The organism is Bacillus sp. m3-13, assembly GCF_000175075.1.
Taxonomy (GTDB): domain Bacteria; phylum Bacillota; class Bacilli; order Bacillales; family Bacillaceae_I; genus Sutcliffiella_A; species Sutcliffiella_A horikoshii_C.
The window spans coordinates 126,324-148,326 of the sequence record NZ_ACPC01000020.1 but is presented as its reverse complement, the minus strand read 5'-3'; the positions used below and the strand labels follow the sequence as shown (position 1 = coordinate 148,326).

General features: G+C 42.0%; 22 protein-coding genes. 18 read left to right on the top strand and 4 right to left on the bottom strand.

Annotation, left to right across the window (positions count from 1 at the left end):
- Positions 1-2: 2 nt before the first annotated feature.
- The gene (locus M313_RS0114545) at positions 3-971 is read left to right on the top strand and encodes a sugar phosphate isomerase/epimerase family protein (RefSeq protein WP_010196760.1); all 969 of its coding nucleotides are present in this window, start codon (positions 3-5) and stop codon (positions 969-971) included.
- A 261-nt stretch (positions 972-1,232) separates the two neighbouring features.
- On the top strand, positions 1,233-1,991 hold the full coding sequence (locus M313_RS0114540) for a sugar phosphate isomerase/epimerase family protein (RefSeq protein ID WP_010196758.1): 759 nt from the start codon (positions 1,233-1,235) through the stop codon (positions 1,989-1,991).
- 230 nt (positions 1,992-2,221) lie between these two features.
- Here the strand turns inward: M313_RS0114540 and M313_RS0114535 are convergent, their stop codons facing one another.
- On the bottom strand, positions 2,222-4,642 hold the full coding sequence (locus M313_RS0114535) for a beta-galactosidase (protein ID WP_010196755.1): 2,421 nt from the start codon (positions 4,640-4,642) through the stop codon (positions 2,222-2,224).
- A 295-nt stretch (positions 4,643-4,937) separates the two neighbouring features.
- Here M313_RS0114535 and M313_RS0114530 point away from each other — a divergent pair, with 295 nt between their 5' ends.
- The 11 genes from M313_RS0114530 to M313_RS23700 all read left to right on the top strand — a co-directional run bounded on the left by M313_RS0114530 (position 4,938) and on the right by M313_RS23700 (position 15,412).
- Complete coding sequence (locus M313_RS0114530; RefSeq protein WP_010196754.1) at positions 4,938-5,198, top strand: metal-sensitive transcriptional regulator; 261 nt, start codon at positions 4,938-4,940, stop codon at positions 5,196-5,198.
- Positions 5,199-5,443: 245 nt separating this feature from the next.
- Complete coding sequence (locus M313_RS0114525; RefSeq protein ID WP_010196752.1) at positions 5,444-5,671, top strand: sulfurtransferase TusA family protein; 228 nt, start codon at positions 5,444-5,446, stop codon at positions 5,669-5,671.
- A gap of 39 nt (positions 5,672-5,710) precedes the next feature.
- The gene (locus M313_RS0114520) at positions 5,711-6,187 is read left to right on the top strand and encodes a DsrE/DsrF/DrsH-like family protein (protein WP_010196750.1); all 477 of its coding nucleotides are present in this window, start codon (positions 5,711-5,713) and stop codon (positions 6,185-6,187) included.
- A 14-nt stretch (positions 6,188-6,201) separates the two neighbouring features.
- A complete protein-coding gene (locus M313_RS0114515) occupies positions 6,202-6,558 on the top strand; it encodes a rhodanese-like domain-containing protein (protein WP_010196749.1) in 357 nt (118 codons plus the stop codon).
- A 27-nt stretch (positions 6,559-6,585) separates the two neighbouring features.
- Positions 6,586-6,882 carry a rhodanese-like domain-containing protein gene (locus M313_RS0114510; RefSeq protein WP_010196738.1) on the top strand — a complete coding sequence of 99 codons (297 nt, stop codon included), beginning with the start codon at positions 6,586-6,588 and terminating at the stop codon, positions 6,880-6,882.
- 30 nt (positions 6,883-6,912) lie between these two features.
- Positions 6,913-7,464, top strand: a complete 552-nt coding sequence (locus M313_RS0114505) for a sulfurtransferase TusA family protein (protein ID WP_010196735.1) — start codon at positions 6,913-6,915, stop codon at positions 7,462-7,464.
- 47 nt (positions 7,465-7,511) lie between these two features.
- Positions 7,512-8,639 carry an MBL fold metallo-hydrolase gene (locus tag M313_RS0114500; protein WP_010196733.1) on the top strand — a complete coding sequence of 376 codons (1,128 nt, stop codon included), beginning with the start codon at positions 7,512-7,514 and terminating at the stop codon, positions 8,637-8,639.
- Positions 8,640-8,797: 158 nt separating this feature from the next.
- Positions 8,798-9,580 (top strand): sulfite exporter TauE/SafE family protein, encoded by a 783-nt coding sequence (locus M313_RS0114495; RefSeq protein ID WP_010196730.1) that lies wholly within the window; start codon positions 8,798-8,800, stop codon positions 9,578-9,580.
- Between the two features lie 152 nt (positions 9,581-9,732).
- Positions 9,733-10,188, top strand: a complete 456-nt coding sequence (locus M313_RS0114490; protein WP_010196727.1) for a site-2 protease family protein — start codon at positions 9,733-9,735, stop codon at positions 10,186-10,188.
- A 15-nt stretch (positions 10,189-10,203) separates the two neighbouring features.
- Positions 10,204-10,962: a (S)-benzoin forming benzil reductase gene (locus M313_RS0114485; protein ID WP_010196725.1), complete on the top strand. Its 759-nt coding sequence runs from the start codon at positions 10,204-10,206 to the stop codon at positions 10,960-10,962.
- A 265-nt stretch (positions 10,963-11,227) separates the two neighbouring features.
- Complete coding sequence (locus M313_RS23700) at positions 11,228-15,412, top strand: DUF6359 domain-containing protein (RefSeq protein ID WP_010196724.1); 4,185 nt, start codon at positions 11,228-11,230, stop codon at positions 15,410-15,412.
- Between the two features lie 84 nt (positions 15,413-15,496).
- Here M313_RS23700 and M313_RS0114475 read toward each other — a convergent pair whose 3' ends face one another.
- Positions 15,497-16,483, bottom strand: a complete 987-nt coding sequence (locus tag M313_RS0114475) for an ABC transporter substrate-binding protein (RefSeq protein ID WP_010196722.1) — start codon at positions 16,481-16,483, stop codon at positions 15,497-15,499.
- A gap of 179 nt (positions 16,484-16,662) precedes the next feature.
- On the opposite strand from M313_RS0114475, the gene M313_RS0114470 reads away from it, so the two are divergent.
- Genes M313_RS0114470 through M313_RS0114450 form a run of 5 tightly spaced genes read left to right on the top strand, consistent with a single transcriptional unit; the run spans position 16,663 to position 20,602 of the window.
- Complete coding sequence (locus tag M313_RS0114470) at positions 16,663-17,667, top strand: FecCD family ABC transporter permease (protein WP_010196720.1); 1,005 nt, start codon at positions 16,663-16,665, stop codon at positions 17,665-17,667.
- Positions 17,664-18,719, top strand: a complete 1,056-nt coding sequence (locus M313_RS0114465; protein ID WP_010196718.1) for a FecCD family ABC transporter permease — start codon at positions 17,664-17,666, stop codon at positions 18,717-18,719. The genes M313_RS0114470 and M313_RS0114465 overlap by 4 nt, the downstream gene beginning before the upstream one ends.
- Positions 18,720-18,736: 17 nt before the next feature.
- Entirely contained in the window at positions 18,737-19,555 is an 819-nt protein-coding gene (locus tag M313_RS0114460; protein WP_010196715.1) for an ABC transporter ATP-binding protein, read from the top strand.
- Positions 19,552-20,304, top strand: a complete 753-nt coding sequence (locus M313_RS24650) for an IucA/IucC family C-terminal-domain containing protein (protein ID WP_010196712.1) — start codon at positions 19,552-19,554, stop codon at positions 20,302-20,304. The genes M313_RS0114460 and M313_RS24650 overlap by 4 nt, the downstream gene beginning before the upstream one ends.
- A 46-nt stretch (positions 20,305-20,350) precedes the next feature.
- Entirely contained in the window at positions 20,351-20,602 is a 252-nt protein-coding gene (locus tag M313_RS0114450) for a YusU family protein (protein ID WP_010196709.1), read from the top strand.
- A 207-nt stretch (positions 20,603-20,809) separates the two neighbouring features.
- Here M313_RS0114450 and M313_RS0114445 read toward each other — a convergent pair whose 3' ends face one another.
- Positions 20,810-21,454: a hypothetical protein gene (locus M313_RS0114445; protein ID WP_010196701.1), complete on the bottom strand. Its 645-nt coding sequence runs from the start codon at positions 21,452-21,454 to the stop codon at positions 20,810-20,812.
- A 197-nt stretch (positions 21,455-21,651) separates the two neighbouring features.
- Positions 21,652-21,990 carry a spore coat protein gene (locus M313_RS0114440; protein ID WP_010196697.1) on the bottom strand — a complete coding sequence of 113 codons (339 nt, stop codon included), beginning with the start codon at positions 21,988-21,990 and terminating at the stop codon, positions 21,652-21,654.
- Positions 21,991-22,003: the final 13 nt, after the last annotated feature.

The window sequence follows — 22,003 nt, the reverse complement described above, 5'->3', positions numbered from 1 at the left end:
TAATGAAACTAGGCGTATTTACAGTCCTTTTTGCAAATAAATCTTTCACAGAAATGCTGGATTATGTAAAAGCGGCAGGGCTAGAAGCAGTGGAAATCGGTACTGGTTGTTATCCTGGCAACAACCATTGTCCATTGGATACTCTTTTAGAAGATGAAGGGGCACGCAATGCTTATATGGAGGAAATCCATTCCCGCGGCTTGCAAATCAGTGCATTCAGCTGCCACGGTAACCCAATTTCACCGGATGAGGCTTTTGCAAAAGAATCCCATGAAACATTACTAAAAACGATTGAACTTGCTGCATTAACAGGAGTGGAAGTAGTGAACTGCTTCTCCGGCGTACCTGGTGACAGCGAAAATGCGAAAGCGCCAAACTGGCCTGTTGCACCATGGCCAAATGAGTATGGCGACGTACTAACATGGCAGTGGGAAACAAAGCTTGTACCTTACTGGAAAGAAGTAGGGAAGTACGCAGAAGAGCGTAATATCAAAATAGGTCTTGAATTGCACGGCGGATTCTTGGTACATACGCCGCACACGATGCTGAAACTTCGTGAGTTAACGTCCCCTGCAATTGGCGCAAACTTGGATCCAAGTCATCTTTGGTGGCAAGGAATCGATCCTGTTGCAGCAATCAAAATTTTAGGAAAAGCTGGAGCAATCCATCATTTCCATGCAAAAGACACCTACATCGATCAGGATAATGTGAATATGTACGGCTTAACGGACATGCAGCCATACGGCGAAGTCCAAACTCGCGCATGGAGCTTCCGTTCTGTTGGATGTGGTCATAGTGTCCAAGAGTGGTCGGACATGATGAGTGCCCTGCGCACTTATGGCTACGATTATGTAGTCAGCATCGAGCACGAGGATCCGATCATGTCGATTGAAGAAGGATTTGCACGTGCGGTGACGAACCTTCAATCTGTGTTGATCAAAGAACAACCTGCTGATATGTGGTGGGTGTAAGTTTAGCTATTGTGAACAAGCAACCAACGATCTTGGTTGCTTGTTTTTAAAAAGCTCTTTTCTCAAAGAATGTTGCTAATCATTGGTAAAAAGTCGGCAATTGGACTTTTTACTGATTACGTACTCTAGAAATCGCAAGTAGTATGCTTTGTAAAACAGAGAAAAGAGCACGACAGTAAGTAAGATATCGGCTAGTTTGAGTATACGAAACAGCAACAAAGTTTACGAAAACAGCCTTTTAAAATAAGGAGGCGGTTGAGGATGAAGCATAAAATTGCCGCGCAACTATACACGGTGCGCGATCTATTGGAAAAAGATTTTATCGGAGTAGTTAAAGAACTAAAAGAAATGGGCTATGCTGGAGTGGAAATGGCAGGACTTTACGGCCATGATCCAAAAGAAATTGCGGCAGCATTGAAGGAATTAGGGTTATCTGTTGCAGGTATGCACGTAGGTTTGGATCGATTAAGTAACGAGCTTCCTGCTGTGTTGGATGAAGCGGAATTGTTTGGTACAAAACATCTTGTTATGCCTTATGTGCTAGAAGAGGACCGTACGGAGGAATATTATGCTTCTTTGAAGGCTGAGTTGAACGAGCTTGCTGCTGTGTTGAAAAAAGACGGCTACACGATCAGCTATCATAACCATGATTTTGAGTTTCATAAGGAAATTGACGGTAAGGTAGTCTTGGAATATTTGTTGGAGCCAAGTGCTGATAACTTGCTGCATGCCGAATTGGATGTTTATTGGGTAACGAAAGCTGGTCGTGATGTTCTGGAATTCTTGTCACCATTAGCTGGCCGTGTTCCAACTTTACATATGAAAGATATGGCTGCAGGTGAAGAAGGAAGCTTTGCAGAAGTAGGAACAGGGGTCATCGACTTTGAACCGGTATTGCGTTGGGGAGAAGAGAACGGCGTACAGTGGTACATCATTGAGCAAGATGTGTGCCCGGGGAATCCTTTGGACAGTTTGCGGGTGAGTATTGGGAACTTGCAAGGGATGATGGATAGAATGTAATGTTTTGTTGAACAGGTCGCCTCCGGAGTAAGGGGGCTACCTGTTTTTTTGTGGTTTTGGGAAATCGGCATCAACTTGATTGGTTTTGGCACGAACTCGGGGTGTTTTGGCACGAACTTTCATCATTTTGGCACAAACTCACCCTGTTTCCGCACGAACTCGACTAAATTACAGTAAAAATGCCCAGATACCGTGCTCCTATGAAGAGGAAGGGTATCTGGACACCTGTTTTAATTAAATTTGACCACCAAATGATCATCAATTTTTCCATGTTTCTTAGAAGTAATCAATACTTTTGAAGAATCAACCTCTTTTACATGATAATTAGCATTCTCCAGCACACCCCTGTTTGTTTCCAAGAGAATGCTGTCACTGCTTTGTGTCAGTCGGAAGGCAATGGAGTCAGCGGAAACCTCCATAATTTCAGCAGTCGAATAAACTATTTTCACTCCCGGTCTCTCCAAGGATACATTCATCGGTAACATCACACCATCTTTACTTTGAAGGGTGAACGTGCGGCCTTCCAAAAACACCTCACCGTCTAAACGAACCTGAATCTCCTTCTCAAATCCATCCAAATTCAATAGATGAATAAAACGCTCATCGCCATTAGATACAGAAGTCGAGAAAATCCCATGGTACCCGCAATCATGAGTTAGACCCGCCACAGCACCAAGTCGCTCCAAGGCAGTTTTAAAAAGGTCGATATCGCAACGGTAAGCTGTAGCAAGCACGATGGCACGCCCTTTGCCAACCTTCGCGTCAAAACCGCATACATCATCGGATTCGGTCACACGCATGATAGCTTCCGCACTAGAACCAAGTTCAAATGTCTGTGTAAAATAAGTGCGGATTTCATGGCGATTGGCTGCCCATCCGTCTGCAGTTAAGGACATAAAGCGGCCATGTTCATTGAATGTTACAGCTAAAGGCTTCACGCCAAGTGCATCTGCAAGTGCGGTAAAAGGCTTGCCTTCCATATCAAAAGTCGGAACCTCGCCATACAACAGAATTCCTCCACCACGCTGCAAATACTCCAACAATTTCAACTGGACTTCTCTGTCCATATAACGGGCAGAAGGTAGCACTAGCGCCTTGGTCACTTCAGGATCCAACACCTTATTTTGTACATCCACGGAACTGAAACGGTAGCTTCCAAGCAGCATGGCCCGCGCAACAATCTCCCACGCACCTGCCCCACGATGCATCGTGATGTTGTCTACAATCTCTCGCATTTTCATGCTCTCAGGATAACGATATTCGGTCATATAATAGTCCGGGATAAACGCAAATGCTACAGCATCTCGGTCTTCATCCATTGCGGCGAGCTTGTCCCCGACTGCCATCATCGTTTTGATGGAACTGGCCATGCGAGGGAAAGTGTAGTTGAGCTTGCCCTCTGGATTGACCGGTGCCGCAAAACCGTGACGCTCTCCAGTAGAAGCAATACGTCCGTTTCCGTCGCCTGCTGCTTCATCCATTTTATAGTTATACCCACCTGTAAACAGGTAATAGTTAATCAGACGATTTCCTTGTGCGACACACATTCTTGTTTTAAAATCGGCTGCGGATACGTCATAGCGACCGCCATATGTTTCCCCAAAGTTGCCATCACCACAATTGAACTCGACGCTAGTCAAAGGTTGATCAGGATTGTGAACTGCATCCATAAAACCATTAATCAAGTAAAGATCTTGGAATGATTCCATATCCAAGTCTCCGAAGTAAATATCAGAACCGGACATATACCCCTCACTTTGGGTATAGGACTCATAAAGCTGAGAGATCCCAATCGGATACGTTAATCCGCGGCCGCCGCCTGTTCCATGAATATTGACGATAAATGGAACATCTTTCACATCGAACTCTTCGGCATAATCCCGCAAAATAGCGACATAGCGTGCAAAGCGATTTCTCATGTAATGCCCAAGGTCACGCATCAATTCGGCTGCATACCCTTCTTTTGGAGAGCGGATACCAGTGATTCTCTCGGATGCATCATGCAGATTAAATGGATATCGCTCCTTTAACTCCGCCTCTTCGTAATTCTCTTTTAACCAACGAGAAAAGTCCTCCAACAACTGCTCTGTCAAATCAGGACAATTGCTGACCCAAGATAGCATGCCAATTTCATTATCAAGCTGCACTCCTATAATATTGCCGCCGTTTGTGTGCAAGCGGGGAGCGATGACTGCCATCACTGCCTCATACCACTTTTTTGTTTCTTTTAAAAAGTTTGGAGCCAAGTAATCGAGTGTTGGTGTGGTTGCTGCATTTCCATCCCAACCGACTGGAACAACTTCCGGGTGCTTCTTAGATACCCAATGAGGTATTCCTTCATTTTTCATTTCTGCCATAATGAACGGGCCTGGTCTCGCAAAGAAATATAGATCATTTGCGGCACAAAGGTCGATAATTGCACCCAAATCCAATTCCGGTCGAGTGCGGCCATCAAGATCCATCTGTCCTTCCACCGGTTCATGGCACAACCATGGGATATATGTTGCTACAGCATTACAGCCTGCATCCTTCAGTTTGTTGATGCGGTCCTGCCAATCTTTTCGCTCCAAACGGTAATAATGTATCTCTCCGCACATAATAAGTACGGGACTTCCATCTATAAGTATCTGTTTATTTTTAATTTCAATCATGTCTTTTCATCCCCTTAATGTAAAATAGAAAAGCGCTTACAAAAAACATTAAATCGAAACGTTTCGGCAAACAATGTACAAGAATAATCCTATCATAAATAGGTGTTTGTTGAAACGATTTTATTAAATGAAGGTTTCATACTAATGGTATAAATGATTCTAACTAACTGCATTTTATATAATAAGGAAGAAAAAGAATTCTTTCTAAAAGGGTTGACAATATACCCTCGGGGGTATAATATATGAGCATAGACATTGTTACTACATTATTTTCAACAGGAGGTGCATGTCTGCTATGGAATACACAAACCAGATGAAGAATCGTTTGAAACGTGCCGAGGGGCAAATCAGGGGTGTTCTTCATATGATGGAACAAGGTGAAGATTGCCGAGATGTGGTATCACAGTTAAATGCTGCAACCACTGCAATTGAACGTGCCATTGGCGTCATCGTTAGTACAAACTTGGAGCAATGCGTTCGAGAAAATGTACTAAAAGGTGAAGAGACCAGCGAAATGGTTCAACAAGCAGTTGATCTTCTCATTAAAAGCAGATAGTAAAAAAAGTACTTGATAATATACCCCAAGTGGTATATTATAGAGTTATAGATACCCACTAGGGTATTTAAATGAAAGGTTGCATCATATTTTTTTATATGTTATTATACCCCTAAGGGTATAGAGTGCAACAACTCGAATATTTTTTTGAAGAAAATTATACCCTACCAGGTATAAAGATATTAACTATATTTTTTTAATAAAATAAATACCCCCAGGGGTAAAAATATTAGGAGGAATTACACATGAATGTAAACAAAGTATTAGACGCAAAAGGATTAGCTTGCCCAATGCCATTAGTGAAAACGAAGAAAGCTTTAAATGAAGTGAACGTAGGTGAGATCTTAGAGGTTATCACGACAGACAAAGGTGCGAAGACTGACCTTGCTGCATGGTGCAAAGCAACTGGAAACGAGTTATTAGATATGAAAGAAGAGAACGACGTATTTACTTTTTATATTAAAAAAGCGTAACGACAGATAAAACAAAAACAAAAGGGAGAGGATCTTATCATGGAAAAGAAAAAAACAACGATTGTACTTTTCAGCGGTGATTATGATAAAGCGATGGCAGCCTATATTATTGCGAACGGTGCTGCAGCTTATGATCACGAAGTAACGATTTTTCACACATTTTGGGGATTAAATGCACTTCGTAAAGAGGAGCTTGTTCCAGTAAAGAAAAACTTTATTGAGAAAATGTTCGGCAAAATGATGCCGCGCGGAGCTAACAAGTTACCATTATCTACGATGAACATGGCAGGAATGGGTCCAAAAATGATTAAAGGCATCATGAAAAAGCATAACGTTCAATCTTTACCAAGCTTGATTGAAATGGCAAAAGAACAGGATGTTAAACTTGTAGGTTGCCAAATGACGGTTGATTTACTTGGCTTGAAGCACGAAGAAATGATCGACGGTATTGAGTACGCAGGGGTTGGTGCATATTTAGGCGATGCTTCTGAAGGTAATGTTAACTTATTCATCTAAAGGGGTGTTGCTAGATGGAGTTTCTTCCTTATATTTTAATGGGGCTGGCAGTGTTTTTTCTGATCAGCAGAATGAAGCCGACTGCCGGCGTCCGTCAGATAACAACAGCTGAATTGAAGCAGGAAATGAAAAATAAAAACAAACAGTTCATTGATGTTCGCACACCGATGGAATACAAAGGGAATCACATTCGACAGTTTCAGAATATCCCTCTGAACACCATTGGAAACAGCATGAATAAACTTTCGAAAGACAAAGAGACGATTGTCATCTGTCAAAGCGGCATGCGCAGTAATGCTGCCGTGAAGCAATTGAAGAAAGCAGGATTCACGAAGCTTGCAAATGTAAAAGGCGGCATGAATGCCTGGTAATTTTAAATAGAAAAGGAGCTGTCAAACATGAAAGAGATTACACCACAGGAATTAGAAGCAAAGCTTGCGGCTGGCGAGCAGGTATCTATTATTGATGTACGTGAAGCAGAGGAAGTGGCTGCAGGGAAGATCCCACAAGCGGTGAACATCCCGTTAAGTTTATTAGAATTCCGTACGCAAGATATTGATAAAACCAAAACACATTACATGGTCTGTCGTTCAGGCGGAAGAAGTGGAAAGGCCTCCATGTTCTTGGCAGCCCAAGGTTTTGACGTCATTAATATGGTTGGCGGAATGCTTGAATGGGAAGGTAACGTAAAATAATTATTTTTCATAAAGGGAGATGACCTACTGATGAATGTAAACTTGACTGTAGATGCAAAAGGATTGGCATGTCCTATGCCTATCGTGCGTACGAAAAAGGCGATCGACCAGATTGAATCTGGAGAAGTATTGGAAGTATTAGCAACAGATAAAGGTTCTAAAGCGGATATTAAAGCATGGGCAGATAAAATTGGCCATCAATATTTAGGAACGCTTGAAGAAGGCGATGTACTGAAACATTATATCCGTAAAGCAAGATCTGAAGAGGAAAAAGAAGAACAAAACTATCCTCATGTAGCTACGAACGAAGAGTTGGCTGCCAAGTTGGAAGCAGGCATTACCGTATTGGATGTCCGTGAACCAGCCGAGTATGCATTCGGACATATTCCTGGTGCAGTTTCCGTTCCATTAGGTGACTTAGAAGGCGGAATTGCTGAATTAGATAAAGAAAAAGAAACATATGTCGTTTGCCGGACTGGAAGTCGCAGTGACATGGCTGCACAAAAGTTGACTGAACTAGGTTTTACGAATGTGAAAAATGTTGTTCCTGGAATGAGTAAATGGGAAGGTCCGACAGCTTAAAACGATAAATTTTTTAAAATAAATTATACCATAGGGGGTATTTGTTCATGTTAAACGCAATGACTGCAAAAGATGTAACGAAAAAGATTTTGGCTAATGAATCATTATTTATTTTAGATGTGCGAAACGAAGATGCATTTGCTGATTGGAAAATTGAAGGCGCATCTGTTGAGCATAAGAATGTACCTTACTTTGAGTTGATGGATGGCGTAGAAGAAATCTTAGACCAAATTCCATCAGAAAATGTTTTAGTTGTATGTGCAAAAGAAGGTTCATCTATCTTTGTTGGTGAGATGCTAGTAGAAGCTGGTGTGAAAAATGTTTCTTACTTGCAAGGTGGTATGAAGGCTTGGAGTGAGTACTTGGAGCCAGTTAAAGTAGCTGATTTAACGGATGGCGGTACATTATGGCAGTTCGTTCGTATCGGAAAAGGCTGCTTAAGTTACCTAGTTGAATCTGATGGTTCTGCTATGATCATTGATTCCACACGTATGGTTGATCAGTACATTTCATTTGCAGAAGCAAAAGGCTTGAAAGTGGTACATGTGGCTGACACGCACTTGCATGCCGATCACATTTCTGGTGGACGCATGCTTCGTGAAGCAACGAATGCAACTTACTGGTTACCTCCAAAGGATGCAGAAGAAGTAACGTTTGATTATGCAGCACTAGAAGATGGAGTGGAAATCACAGTTGGTACGACAAAGGTTGCTGTACAGGCGATTTACTCACCGGGTCACACAATTGGAAGTACATCATTTGTCGTGGATAACCGTTTCTTGTTAAGTGGTGACATCTTGTTCGTAGAATCCATCGGTCGACCTGACTTAGCAGGAAAAGCGGAAGACTGGGTATCAGACTTGCGCGAAACACTTTACTCTCGCTACAAAGAGTTGTCTGATGATCTAGTTGTGTTACCTGCTCACTTCGGTACAATGTCCGAAGTAGGTGAAGGTGGTCTAGTAGCAGCGCGTCTAGGTGACTTGTTTGAAAACAATGCAGGCCTAAACATCGAAGACGAAGCGGAATTCCGCAAACTCGTTTCCGAAAACCTGCCACCACAACCAAACGCATACCAAGAAATCCGCCAACTAAACATGGGGAAAATCAACCCAACAGATGACGAACAACGCGACATGGAAATCGGTCCTAACCGTTGCGCGGTGCACGGATAAAAAATATTTGTGAAGAGGGGTCAGACCCTCAAAGGAATTCCGCCCTTCGTGTCGAAGGGCGGGGGAAATATTAAAAAAAGTTCAAAAAGGGGTCAGACCCCTCTAGGAGTTTTGGCATTTGTGTCGAAACCCCCTCAACCTAGAAGGAGGGATGCTTTATGGAATTTGATATATTGTGGCTTGTAGCTTTATTTGCGATAGGTTTCATCGGTTCGTTTGTGTCGGGGATGGTTGGTATTGGTGGTTCGATTATTAAGTATCCGATGTTATTATATATCCCGCCGATGCTTGGTCTTACTGTGCTAACGGCGCATGAGGTGTCTGGTGTAAGTGCCGTGCAGGTGTTTTTCGCCACAATCTCAGGTGTATGGGCTTATCGCAAAGGTGGCTATTTAAATAAAGATCTAATCATTTATATGGGAGTAAGTATCCTGATTGGTAGTTTTATTGGAGGATATGGATCCCGCCTTATGAGCGCGGAAGGTATTAACATGGTTTACGGTATTCTTGCACTTATAGCTGTTATTATGATGTTCGTTCCTAAAAAAGGCATTGATGACATACCGCTCGATCAAGTTACCTTCAATAAGGCGCTGGCTGCGATTCTTGCATTCATCGTCGGTATCGGCTCTGGTATTGTGGGAGCGGCTGGGGCATTCTTGCTTGTACCGATCATGCTTGTTGTACTGAAGATTCCTACACGTATGACGATCGCAACATCACTTGCAATCACATTTATCTCCTCTATCGGTAGTACCGTCGGGAAGATCACGACCGGCCAGGTTCTATTGGTACCAGCAATCGTCATGGTCATCGCCAGCATCATTGCGGCCCCAATTGGCGCAAAGCTTGGACAGAAGTTGAATACGAAAGTATTGCAGTGGATTTTGGCACTATTAATTTTAGCAACGACTATAAAAATTTGGTTGGATATAATCTAAAAAGGCATAACATTAGTGTATTCGAGACAAATATAAAAACTCCTGTCGGGGTCTGACCCCGACAGGAGTTTTTTTCTACACCAAATTCCTCCAATTCAACCTGCTGCTCATGTATAATAAAACCAACGACTTAAAAAGAAGGTTGCCTTGATATGCTTGACACATTGATGTTTTTTTATTTGGTCGTACCGCTTGTCCACCTAATTCATGAGGCTGGTCATGTGAGTATGGCAAAACTTCATAAGGTAAAAAAAACGGAGATTGGGATTGGCATAGGTCCTAAGGTTGTGGACTTTAATCTAAAGGGAACGCAGATAAGAATCAACATTATCCCGTTTTTGGGAGGGTACTCCAGCAATGATCTCACTAGGGAGTTATCCCACAAAGAGATTGCTTGGATTTCCTTTGGCGGGCCACTCTTTAACCTATTATCGATCTTACTTGTTCTCCCTTTTTGGACGCCATTTCAGTTTTCCTTTTCTGCCTTGTTCGTTTATTTCAGCCTCTGGATCGGTATCGTCAATCTTATTCCATTTAAATTGGGAGAAAAACGTTCAGATGGCTGGCAGATTGCTTCTTCGCTCATCAAACTTGTAAAAAATAGATAGATTGGGAGTGTAATAATGAACTATTTTATCGTAACAGGCTCTTCCAAAGGGCTTGGAGAAGCCACAACAAAATTACTATTAAAAGAAAACCATCATCTGATTTGTATTGCCAGAAGTGAAAATAAGGACCTGGAACTCGCAGCAAAAGAGAGTGGAGCAGAATTCACTTTTTTACAAGAGGATTTAACCAAGCATGAACGAGTAACTGGGATTGTGCAATATCTTCTATCTAAAATTGAAAAGGACGGTCAGGTAGAAAGTGTTTATCTAATCAACAACGCTGGAATGGTCGATCCAATTAAACCTGCGGGGAAAGCGGACGAGAACTCCATGACGAAAGCAGTTCACCTTAATCTCCTCACACCGATGCTGATGACCAACGAGTTTATACGGCTTACGGAGGAGTGGGATTGCAAAAAGGTAATCGTCAATATTAGCTCTGGTGCTGCCAACCGCCCGATTCATGGCTGGAACACTTACTGCACAACAAAGGCGGGACTCGATATGTTTACGAAATCGGTAGGGTTAGAGCAAAGCCAAGCTGCACATCCGACAACCATTCTTTCTTTTTCACCTGGAATTATGGATACGGCCATGCAAGGAGTTATTCGCAGCTCTGATGAAAAGGACTTCAGCAATGTTGATACATTCAAAAGCTATCATGAAGAAGGCCAATTAAGAAGTCCGTCGTTTGTAGCGGAGAAATTGATAGATCTACTATTCTCAGGAGCGGTTGAAAACGGAAGAGTCTATGATATTAAAGAATTTATTTAATGGAGTGTGTCGATAATTGACACACTCTTTTTATTACGTTTATGTAAATTTTCCTATTATTTCGACATATTAATGGTATAATTTTGTAGTGAAATTAGTGATAAAGTTGCATTTCCTGCTAGCTTTGCCTCCTGCATAATTGAAGAGATGTTAGATTTTATCGAATTTTTACACTTGCTTTACAGTTTTACAACAATGATTTTACATAGGTCGCGTATATTGTGTAAGTGTATCACGTCCAACAATTTCAAAGGGGGAAAAGCAAATGAGACAATTTACAAAAAGAATTGTCATGATTCTACTGGCCGTTTTGATTACATTCTCAAACTTCTTGCCAGCTATGAACATGACAACTTACGCAGCAGAAGAGCAATCTTCGACAATTACTGTTGCTGAAGCTATTGCGAATAATAGCGGTACGGCGAATGTAGAGGGGTATATAGTGGGGACGGTCGTTTCCAAAACCAATTTTGATTTAGAAGCCCCATGGTCACAAGCTACTAATTTAGCTTTAGCAGACTCTCCAGATGAAACAGATATCACCAAGATGTTACCAGTTCAACTACCGAGCGGAGCAATTCGTACTGTCCTAAATTTAGTTGACAATCCAGGTAATCACCACGCAAAAATACAAATTACAGGAACTCTTGAAGCTTACTTTACAATTCCGGGATTAAAGAACCCAACAGATTACACCATCATCGACGGCGGACAAGATCCTGAACCTCCAGCAGAACCAGAACTAATCACCCTAGAAGAAGCACGAACTAAAAATGTCGGACAAGAAGTTATCGTCCAAGGTGTAGTTACAGCAAATAACGCAGCAATTGGTGGCGGAAAACTGTCTACTTACATACAAGATGAAACAGCAGGAATCAACTTGTTTTCTAATAGTCTATCAGGCTTTCCAAATCTAGTAGAAGGTCAAGTGGTAGAGGTTAGAGGAAAGATAGCGGCATATAACGGCTTGCTTGAAATTATGCCGAACACAGATGGCATTGAAATTTTAGCAGAAAATGAAGCACTTCCTAATGCAACTCCAATCACTATTGAAGAATTACAATCCGCAACTGTTGCTGAACCTCTAGAGGGCCAACTTGTTGCAGTTACAGGATATGTTTCCAGCAAGCCATCCACACCGGCTGGCGGCGGATACAATGTGACATTGACTGACAGTGATTTTAACTCCACAACATTACGTGTTATGGAAGGTACTAATGCGATTGATGCATTGGAAGAAGGAAAATGGTATGAGATTACCGCTATCCTTAGCCAATACAATACGTATCAAATTTTACCAAGAAAAGCTTCCGATATCGTATTGACGGAAGAACAACCAGAACCGCCAAGTGCAGCAGGAGAATACCCAGCGGTAGTAGAGCGAGTAACGGATGGCGATACGATCCGTATTACTTCTCCGGTATTTGGTTCCCAAAGTGTACGTTATGTGAATATTGATACGCCGGAAACCTATCATTCTGTACGAAATGACCTTGATCAGAACCAAAAGGATAAAGGGAACGAAGCGACTGCTTATATGCAAACTCTTCTACAACCAGGGGATGAAGTTATCCTGAAAGTGGGCGAAGAGCCTACTGACAACTATGGTAGATTACTAGCTCAAGTATTACGCAAGGAAGATAGATTGAACACGAACCTTGAAATGGTTAGAGAAGGATATGCGGTAACTTACTTTATCCATCCGGTTGGTCCGGAAGATGAGTATAACGAATTCCAAACTGCTGTGAAAGAAGCGAAAGATGCTGGCAAAGGAATTTGGAATGAAGCAGATCCATTATTGGAACTTCCGACATTTTTCCGTGCCCGTTATGAAGGAAATCCTTTAACGAAGCCAGTTGGAAACTCAGATACAAAAGAATATGTACAGCCTACAGAATGGGAAGAGGTACCTGTCGAGAAACGTGTATTCTTCTGGAATGAAGCAGATGCACTTGCAGCAGGTTACACTCCTGTGGAAGACGGCGGAGAAGAACCAAATCCGAATCCTGGGGAGCTTGTATCCGTTCAACTTATAGGAATGAATGATTTACACGGTAAAATAGATCAAACTTATGATTTGTCAAAAGATCATGGCATTGCAGCTGCAGGTCGTATGGATTATGTTTCGGCGTATTTAAAAGACCGCAGAGAACAGAACCCTAATACACTTATTATGCATGCAGGTGATATGATTGGTGGAAGCTCTCCGGTTGCAGCGTTGCTTCAGGACGAGCCTGTTGTAGAAATTATGAATGAAATTGGATTTGACATTGGCACTGTTGGTAACCATGAGTTTGATGAAGGAACAACAGAGTTCTTACGTATGGTAAACGGTGGGGACCATCCAGAAGGAAAAGGGACAGAAGGCTATGAAGGGATGAACTTCCCGAATGTTTGTGCCAACTGTGTATGGAAAGACAGTGGTGAAACGTTCTTGCCTCCATATGAAATTTTGGAAGTTGGCGGAGAACAAATCGGTTTCATCGGTGTAAACACAACTGCTACATTAAACATGGTAATTCCAGAGGGGATCGAGGATATCACCTTTACGGATGAAGTGACTGCAGTTAACGATGCAACAGAAGAATTAAAAGAGCAAGGAATTGAGGCAATTGTAGTCCTTTCTCATATGCCGGCATCTCAATCAGGAGATACAGCCACTGGTGATGCGGCAGATCTTGCGAATAATGTGGACGATGAAGTAGACGTTATTTTTGCTGCACACAACCACGAAATAGTAGATGCAATGGTCGACAATAAATTGATTGTCCAAGCATTGGATTACGGAAAAGCTTTTTCAGCTGTAGACCTTGAGATTGATCCTGAGACAGGAGATATTGTAAATAAGGAAGCGGAAATTGTATTTGTTGACCAAAGTAAAATGGATCCAGACCCTGTAGTATCTGACATTCTAGCAAACTATGAGAATAGAATTGCACCAATTTTAAATGAAGTGATTGGTGTTGCAGAAGTTGCCATGGAAGGTGGATATGGCGTTCGCGGAGAAGTTGGCGATAATGCTCTAGGAAACTTGATTGCAGACGGTATGGCAGCAGAAATGGATGCTGACTTTGCATTGATGAATGGTGGAGGAATCCGTGACAATTTAAATCAAGGAGACATCACTTGGGGTGAATTGTTTAATATCCAGCCATTCAATAATGTTCTAATGAAGCTTGAAATTACAGGTGCAGACCTTTACACGATTATGAATGCACAACTTCAAGCACCATATGGACCAGATTATAGTATCAGTGGCTTTCATTATACTTGGGATGGCTCCACTTACAAAGTGGTAGATATCACTTTCCCAGATGGAACACCGATTGATAAAGAAGCAACATATACGGTTGTAACAAACAACTTTATGGCAACATCCACAGGAAGCAAATATCGCCCAATCGGCGAGCTTGGCAAAAATCCTGTGACAGGACCAGAAGACTTGGAAGCTACAGTGAACTTTGTTCGAAGCTTTGACGGCCCAATCAACTATGTGGCAGAAGGACGCATCTCGGAAGTGGGCGAGCCAGGTGGTGATATCGGTACAGTGACGATTGCTGAAGCTAGAGAAGCGGCAAATGGCAGTGTGGTAACGATTGAAGGTGTTGTTACGACAACTTCTGGAGCATGGGGCCAAAAAGGATTTTATGTACAGGATGAAACTGGTGGAACGTATGTATTCCAAAACACTGAGGATGTTGTTCCGGGTGATGTGGTAAAACTGACAGGTGCAGTTGGAGCTTATAATGGCGAATTCCAAATCAGTTCTTTAAGTGCATTTGAAAAGACTGGTACTGCTGATGTGCCGGCTGCTCAGGTGTTAACTCCTGCAGAACTGGGAAGTGGAAACGAGAGTGAATTAGTTTCCATTGAAGGAGTAGAAATTTCCGATCTGGAAGAAGTAAATAATTATGGAACGTTTGAGTTTATTGCAACAAAAGATGGAGAATCCGTATTAGTTCGTGTCGATAACCGAACTGGACTGAAGTTTAGCGATTTCTCTTTTGAAAATGGCGACACAGTTACAATTACGGGTATCTCAAGCATTTTCAATGAAACAATCCAACTTAAACCACGCTCTGTGGATGATATTGTAGAATACGATTCCTACGAAGAGCCGGAAGTGAAATATACTGCTTCCAATCAGTTCCTAGACGCGAAAGGAAAAGAACTGAAAAAGCTTCAGAGGAAATCAGATGTAACCATAAGAACAACAATCGCCAATCATGTTCGTGATGCGCGTGAGTTCACGGTTTCTGTTGAATTGGTGGACAAGCATGGCAGAGTAAAACACTCTTCTAAAGAAGTCTATGAAGTGACAGGCGAGAGTGAAGAAGTGTTCAGCACAGAAGTTGCGATTCCTGCCAACCACAATGGTCAACGCTACACTTTGACAGTAGTGGTGAAAGATACGGAAGGTAATGAAGTGGAGAGAAGTGAAATAAAATAAACAGCTGGAGGGGGCTTTCGGGTCCTCTCTTTTTTAATGGATAAAAAAAGAGCCGGCACACGTTAAGCGCCAGCTCCCATCTTATTACTCTTCCCCTAAAAATACCTCTTCAATATCATCCAACATAATGTTTGCTGCAAGTACTCCACCAGCTGTGTTCCATACTGCGTCACTTACTTCATGGACATTTCCAGCCTGCGCAACTTCAAGGTTATTAAACAATGGATCTTCTAACCACTCATCCTTGATTTTTGTTGCTTCACCGTCACCAGTTTCAAAAGAGAAGTGGAATAATACGTCTCCGTCCATTGCAGGGATTCTTTCTTTTGTTGCATTCATTTCAGCAAAGTCATCTACATTTTGAGATTCCGGACGAGCAAATCCAAGTTGATCTAAAATAATTCCAGAGAAGGAATCTTTATGATAGATACGAACATCACCAGCTGTAAAACGGACGATAGAAACTTCTTGCTCTTTCTTTTCACCAAGTTGTTCGCTCATCTCAGCAACACGTGCATCAAAGTCGTCCATTACTTTTTTGCCTTCTTCTTCTTTGTTCAGTGCTTTTGCATAAAGTTGGAAGTTCTCTTTCCAGTCACCTTTTAACGTTTCAGCAAAAACTGTTGGTGCAATTGCATCTAGTTGCTCATATACCTCTTCTTGACGAAGTTTGTTCCCGATAATTAAGTCAGGTTTAAGTGCCGCGATGGCTTCTAGGTTTACTGCGCTTTCTGTACCAACAACTTCTACGCCTTCCATGTCAGACTTGATATGATCATACCAAGTGTCGCCTAACCAGGATTGAACTGCTCCGACAGGCTTTACACCCATTGCAAGCAATGCTTCCGTTCCTTCGTTAGTAAGAATAACTACTCTTTCTGGAGTGCCTTCAATTGTTTCTGTACCCATTGCATGCTCTATTTCATAAGAAGTGTCTTCCGTTGGAGTATCACCAGAAGCATCTTCTTCTTGCCCCGCATTATTGCCATTGTTGCCAGAGCAAGCTGCCAAAACAAGCGAAGTGATTAAAGTAAGTAAAAATAATGAAAAAAGCTTTTTGTTTTTCAACATAATATGTAGCCCCCGTATATTAATGATAATGATTTTCATTCACAAGATAAATAGTACTCTTGATGAGAATGGTTGTCAATACTTTTTGTGAGAATGATTTTCAAAGTCATTGACACTTCCTTTTAATTCTCCTAAACTTATAGTTAGATAAAAAGTTATATAGATTGAAGGTACACATTATGCTACTTCGTAAAAATACCCACAAAGTATATGGATTGATAATCGGGTTTCTTCTATTATCAATGAGCTTTGTGGCAAGCATCATATATGGATATACAGATACAAGCTTTTCGCTTGCGATTGACGCATTTCGAAATTTCGACGGTTCAAATGAACATATCATTGTTCAATCTGTCCGTCTGCCGCGGGCAATCATTGCAGCAGTGGTGGGAGGAAGCTTAGCGATTGCAGGACTATGGATGCAGGCGCTGACCAAAAATCCATTGGCATCCCCAGGGATTTTTGGCATTAACGCGGGAGCTAGCTTTTTTGTGGTAGTTGCGGTTTCTTTCTTTTCTGTAACATCTTTACAAACTTATACATGGCTGGCTTTTGCCGGTGCAGCCCTTGCGGCGTTTGCGGTTTATTTTATCGGATCTCTTGGGCGTGAGGGGCTGACTCCGATGAAACTGACACTTGCCGGTGCGGCGTTTGCGGCTATGTTTTCATCGCTTACACAGGGGTTGCTCGTTGTGAACGAGACGGCTCTTGATCAAGTGCTTTTCTGGTTGGCAGGTTCTGTTCAAGGCAGAAGTCTTGATATGGTGTATGCTGTCCTTCCTTATATTGCAGTTGCATGGTTTGCTTCCTTTTTTATCGGGAAAAAGATTAACTTGCTTGCGATGGGGGATGATGTGGCAACAAGCCTTGGTGTGAAAATCGGCTTTCTAAAAATAACGGCAGCGATCATTATCATCTTGCTTGCAGGCGGATCAGTTGCGATAGCGGGACCAATTGTTTTCATCGGAATAGTTATCCCGCATGTTGCAAGATATCTAGTTGGCACCGACCATCGCTGGCTGGCTCCATACTGTGGGATACTCGGCGGCATCCTTCTGCTTATAGCTGATATAGGAGCTCGTTACGTAATTATGCCGCAAGAGGTACCTGTCGGTGTCATGACAGCTGTAATTGGAACTCCATTCTTTATTTATATTGCTAGAAGGGGGTTCCACGGAAAATGAAGAATTATAAAACGTTTCGACTTGGCAAAGGGCGCTTGTCCTTCTTTATGGATAAAAAAGCGATAATTACTATTGCTGGGTTAGCACTCGCAGTCATCACCTTATTTATTTCAAGTACAGGTATGGGGGATATGAAAATCTCTCCATGGAATGTTATAAAAGTATTCTTGGGCCAAGGAGATTCCATGGAAACACTAGTTGTTGAATCTTTCCGCCTACCGAGAATCATCATCGCTTTACTTGTCGGAATTTCTCTAGCGGTAGCCGGAGCCATTTTACAGGGCATAATTCGGAATCCTCTCGCATCTCCTGATATTATAGGATTGACTGGCGGAGCTTCGACAGCGGTTGTCCTGTTTCTCGCTCTTTTCAGTGACAGCAATAATTCGTTGACCGTTAGCATTCAATGGCTGCCATTAAGTGCATTTGTCGGTGCGACGACCATCGCAATCATTGTATACTCGCTTGCATGGAAAAATGGATTATCCCCAATCAGACTTGTTTTGATTGGAATAGGGATTTCCACATTGATGCAGGCTTTAACAACACTATTCATGTTACTTGGTCCGATCTATCGTGCAAGCCAAGCGAACATTTGGATTACCGGAACAGTGTATGGCTCAAATTGGAGTCATGTGAAAATATTATTACCTTGGACTGTCTTACTTGTTATTGTCAGCTTTATGGCAGTAAGGCAATTGAATATCCAAGAACTTGGAGATGAAGTGGCAACAGGTGTAGGCGGTGCTGTGAATAAACACCGCATGGGCTTGCTATTCCTGAGTACTGCACTGACAGGTGGCGCGGTTGCATTTGCAGGAGGAATTGGATTTGTTGGTCTGATGGCTCCTCATATCGCCCGCAGGCTTGTTGGCTCCTCATTCGGAGTGCTGATTCCTACATCCGCATTAATCGGGGCCTTTCTAGTCATGCTGGCTGATTTAATTGGCAGAACCTTATTTTCGCCACTTGAAATTCCGGCCGGCGTATTTACCGCATCAATTGGAGCACCGTATTTTATTTATCTACTTTATAAAACGAGAAATTCTTAACGAGAGGTGGAAGTAACATGAATGCTTTAGAAACCCAGTCACTTACATTATCCTATGGTGAATCCATCATTATTGAGGAATTAGATCTGCAAATCCCAAAAGGGGAGATTACGGTCTTTATCGGTGGAAATGGCTGTGGGAAATCCACCTTGCTCCGTTCACTTGCTCGTTTGTTAAAGCCTAGAGAAGGAAATGTGCTCCTTGAAGGAAAGGCAATTTCCGGCCAATCCACAAAGGACATTGCCAAGCAACTTGCCATTCTTCCACAAGGACCGACTGCACCGGAAGGCTTATCGGTGCTGCAACTAGTAAAACAAGGCCGCTACCCGTATCAATCATGGCTCAAGCAATGGTCGGAACATGATGAAAAAGTAGTATGGGATTCGCTTCGTGCAACAGGCATGGAGGAATTTGCGGAAAGAGCGGTCGATTCGCTATCTGGTGGACAGCGTCAGCGTGCATGGATTGCGATGACGCTAGCGCAAGAAACGGATGTCATCTTGTTGGATGAGCCGACAACCTATTTGGATCTTACCCATCAAATTGAGATTCTCGACCTTCTTTTTGAATTGAATGAAAAAGAAAACCGCACCATCATTATGGTACTTCATGATCTTAATCTTGCCTGCCGCTATGCACATCACCTTGTTGCGATTCGCGATAAGCAAATATATGCACAAGGCAAACCAGAAGAAGTAATTAACTGTGATCTTGTCAAAAATGTCTTTGATATGAATTGCCAAGTAACAACGGATCCGCTTTTTGGAACACCTTTATGTATTCCGCACGGTCGCGGCCGATGCTTGGTTCCGAATCTAGAAGGACTAAGAGCATGATGAGTACACTCACTAAACAGGAATTTCGTTTTCTGGAAGAGAGCTGTCGTTTTATAACAGGGGAGGCAGAGGTAGAGGATACTATCTCGCTTCATTCCCTTATTCATGACGGAACAAAAGAGTATTTGACGAAGGTTAAAGCTGGATTGGGGACAGACGATATGGACGTTGCGGCATCGCTTCTCATGAAAAGACTGGGATTCCTTGCGGTAAACTGTTTGCTCTCCATGACGGCTTTTAATAAAACATTAAAAGTGGATCCAGCCAACATTTGGATTGATTCTTATGTGGAAAATGATGTGTGGCTACCGAAGCTTCGTTATACAGAAGTGAAAGCGGTGGAGGTAACGGCATTTGAAACGCGTGAAGAGTGGAGAGTTCAACATTATAATGAGCTTTTCAACGGAGTGTTTGCCCCGTTAATTCAACGTATGTCTAAAGAGGCAAAGGTATCCCGCCAAACATTATGGGAAAATGTTGTGCTTTATATCTACTGGATGTATGAATCCATTCTTCCTAATCAGCAGTTGGATACGCCATACCAAGAAGAAGATTTTCAAAGCTTATTGGATGCAGATCCAGCCCTATTTGGAATGAAAAGAAACCCAGCGGCAACTTTCTATAACCCGAAAACTTTTGTAGAACTGCACCAAGCTGAGATGAGAATGCGAACTACCTGCTGCTACTATTATAAAACCAACAGTGAAGGAGCCCGATGCTCTACCTGTCCGTTGAATTGTAATGTGTGATGGACTTCACTATAATGGAACAAAAGCATGAGGGGAGGTTCTGCCGATGAATGAAAAACTCGACCAGCATTTGGACGGTTTGTTAGAAAAGTATACGGAACTTCTATTAGGGGAAGTGACAGAAGAGCACAAGGAAAATGTGAAAGCTTGGGTGCTCTATACATATATTGCAAAATCAATGCCACCACTTGTGAAACATTGGAATGAGCAATATCCAGACGCAAAGCAAGATATGATGGCACTGATTAAGGAAATCAAAGAATTGAATGACGCCCACCGTGCCAAAAGCGGGAAATAAGTAAGAGCCTTGGATTGCTAACTTGCAAATCAAGGCTCTTTTTATTTTAAACGTTAGCGTTAAACTCGCATTTTTCCGGTTATCCATTGTAAAACAGATTTATCCATTGTAAAACAGATATATCCATTGCAAGGGTCGACATATCCATTGTAAATTCAATATATCCATCCTAAGTGACTATATATCCATTAAAGCCTTTTCTAATGATTACAAACAGAGATCTTCTTCTTCACTAACACCACGTGAACACCTATACCTAACTTCCGCCTTTTCCACATACCAGAAGTCATTTTCTTTTAACATCGTGAGCTTAATATCGCTTCCGGACACAGAATCATCCCGCATACCATAACTCATGATGTACCCTTCTGCTTTAAAATCATCCTTAACATCAATCCTTGTGTTAATTTCCCACACATCCATACCAAGTCCACTGCTTAATACTACATCCAACATCCATGCATTCATTAACACTCCAGGACTTTCCCAACTTTGATTGGCGGACCCAAGAGCCAGGTCGTATTCTCCGTCCCAATCCCTCCAATTAGTAACGCCTTTCTCCCAGCCGTTCTCTTTCGCTAGCGAATCATCTATCAAGTAATCCCAAAGTTGTGCATCAGCATCTCCCCACAAACGAGGAACTTGGTCTTTTGGAATCATGATAAATTCACCTGATTTCTCTTCCGCAGACTGTTGGGAAAGTGTTTCTATATCCATTTCTTTCTCTTCCAGTTGCGAATAGACTTCCGCTATTTCCTCTTCCAACTCAGTGACTTTTTCTTGATAAACATCTGTATTAGAGCAACCACTAAATAATACTCCTATCAAAAATAAAGTGAATAAACGTTTCACATAATTCCCCCTAGAATAATAAACATTTTGTTTAATTTTACCACAAATAAATGGAATAATTTTCATTAATTTAAAAGCTTCGGGTTTCGGAAAATATACTGAAGGGTAGAGGGGAAGATACGATTTTTTAAGCCATTGCTTGAACGAAAAAAGCAACGAAAGATCCCAAATTCTCAGGGGCTTCGTCGCTTTAATTTTTACTGCATCATACCGTTATTGCCATAAGGAAACTGATTAGAATAACCTTGGAACTGCTGGTACGTTTGTTGTATTTTCGTTTGGTCTTCGGCTTCTAGCCCGTACCAACCTTTCTGGAACATCACATTGTAAAGCTCTCGCTGACAGTTTTGCGTTTCGTTAAAAATAGCTAACACATCAGTATAAATCTGTTGGTTGCTTGCTTCATTAAGTGCAGTACTGTAAGAGTCAGTCATATATTTTTCCGTCGCGAGCATATCGTTAATGAAATCACGCTCATTCATTTGTGGTGTTTTGGCAACCTGCGTTTCAGGATTTTGGATTTTCTGTTGAGTCATTTAGGTTAGTCCT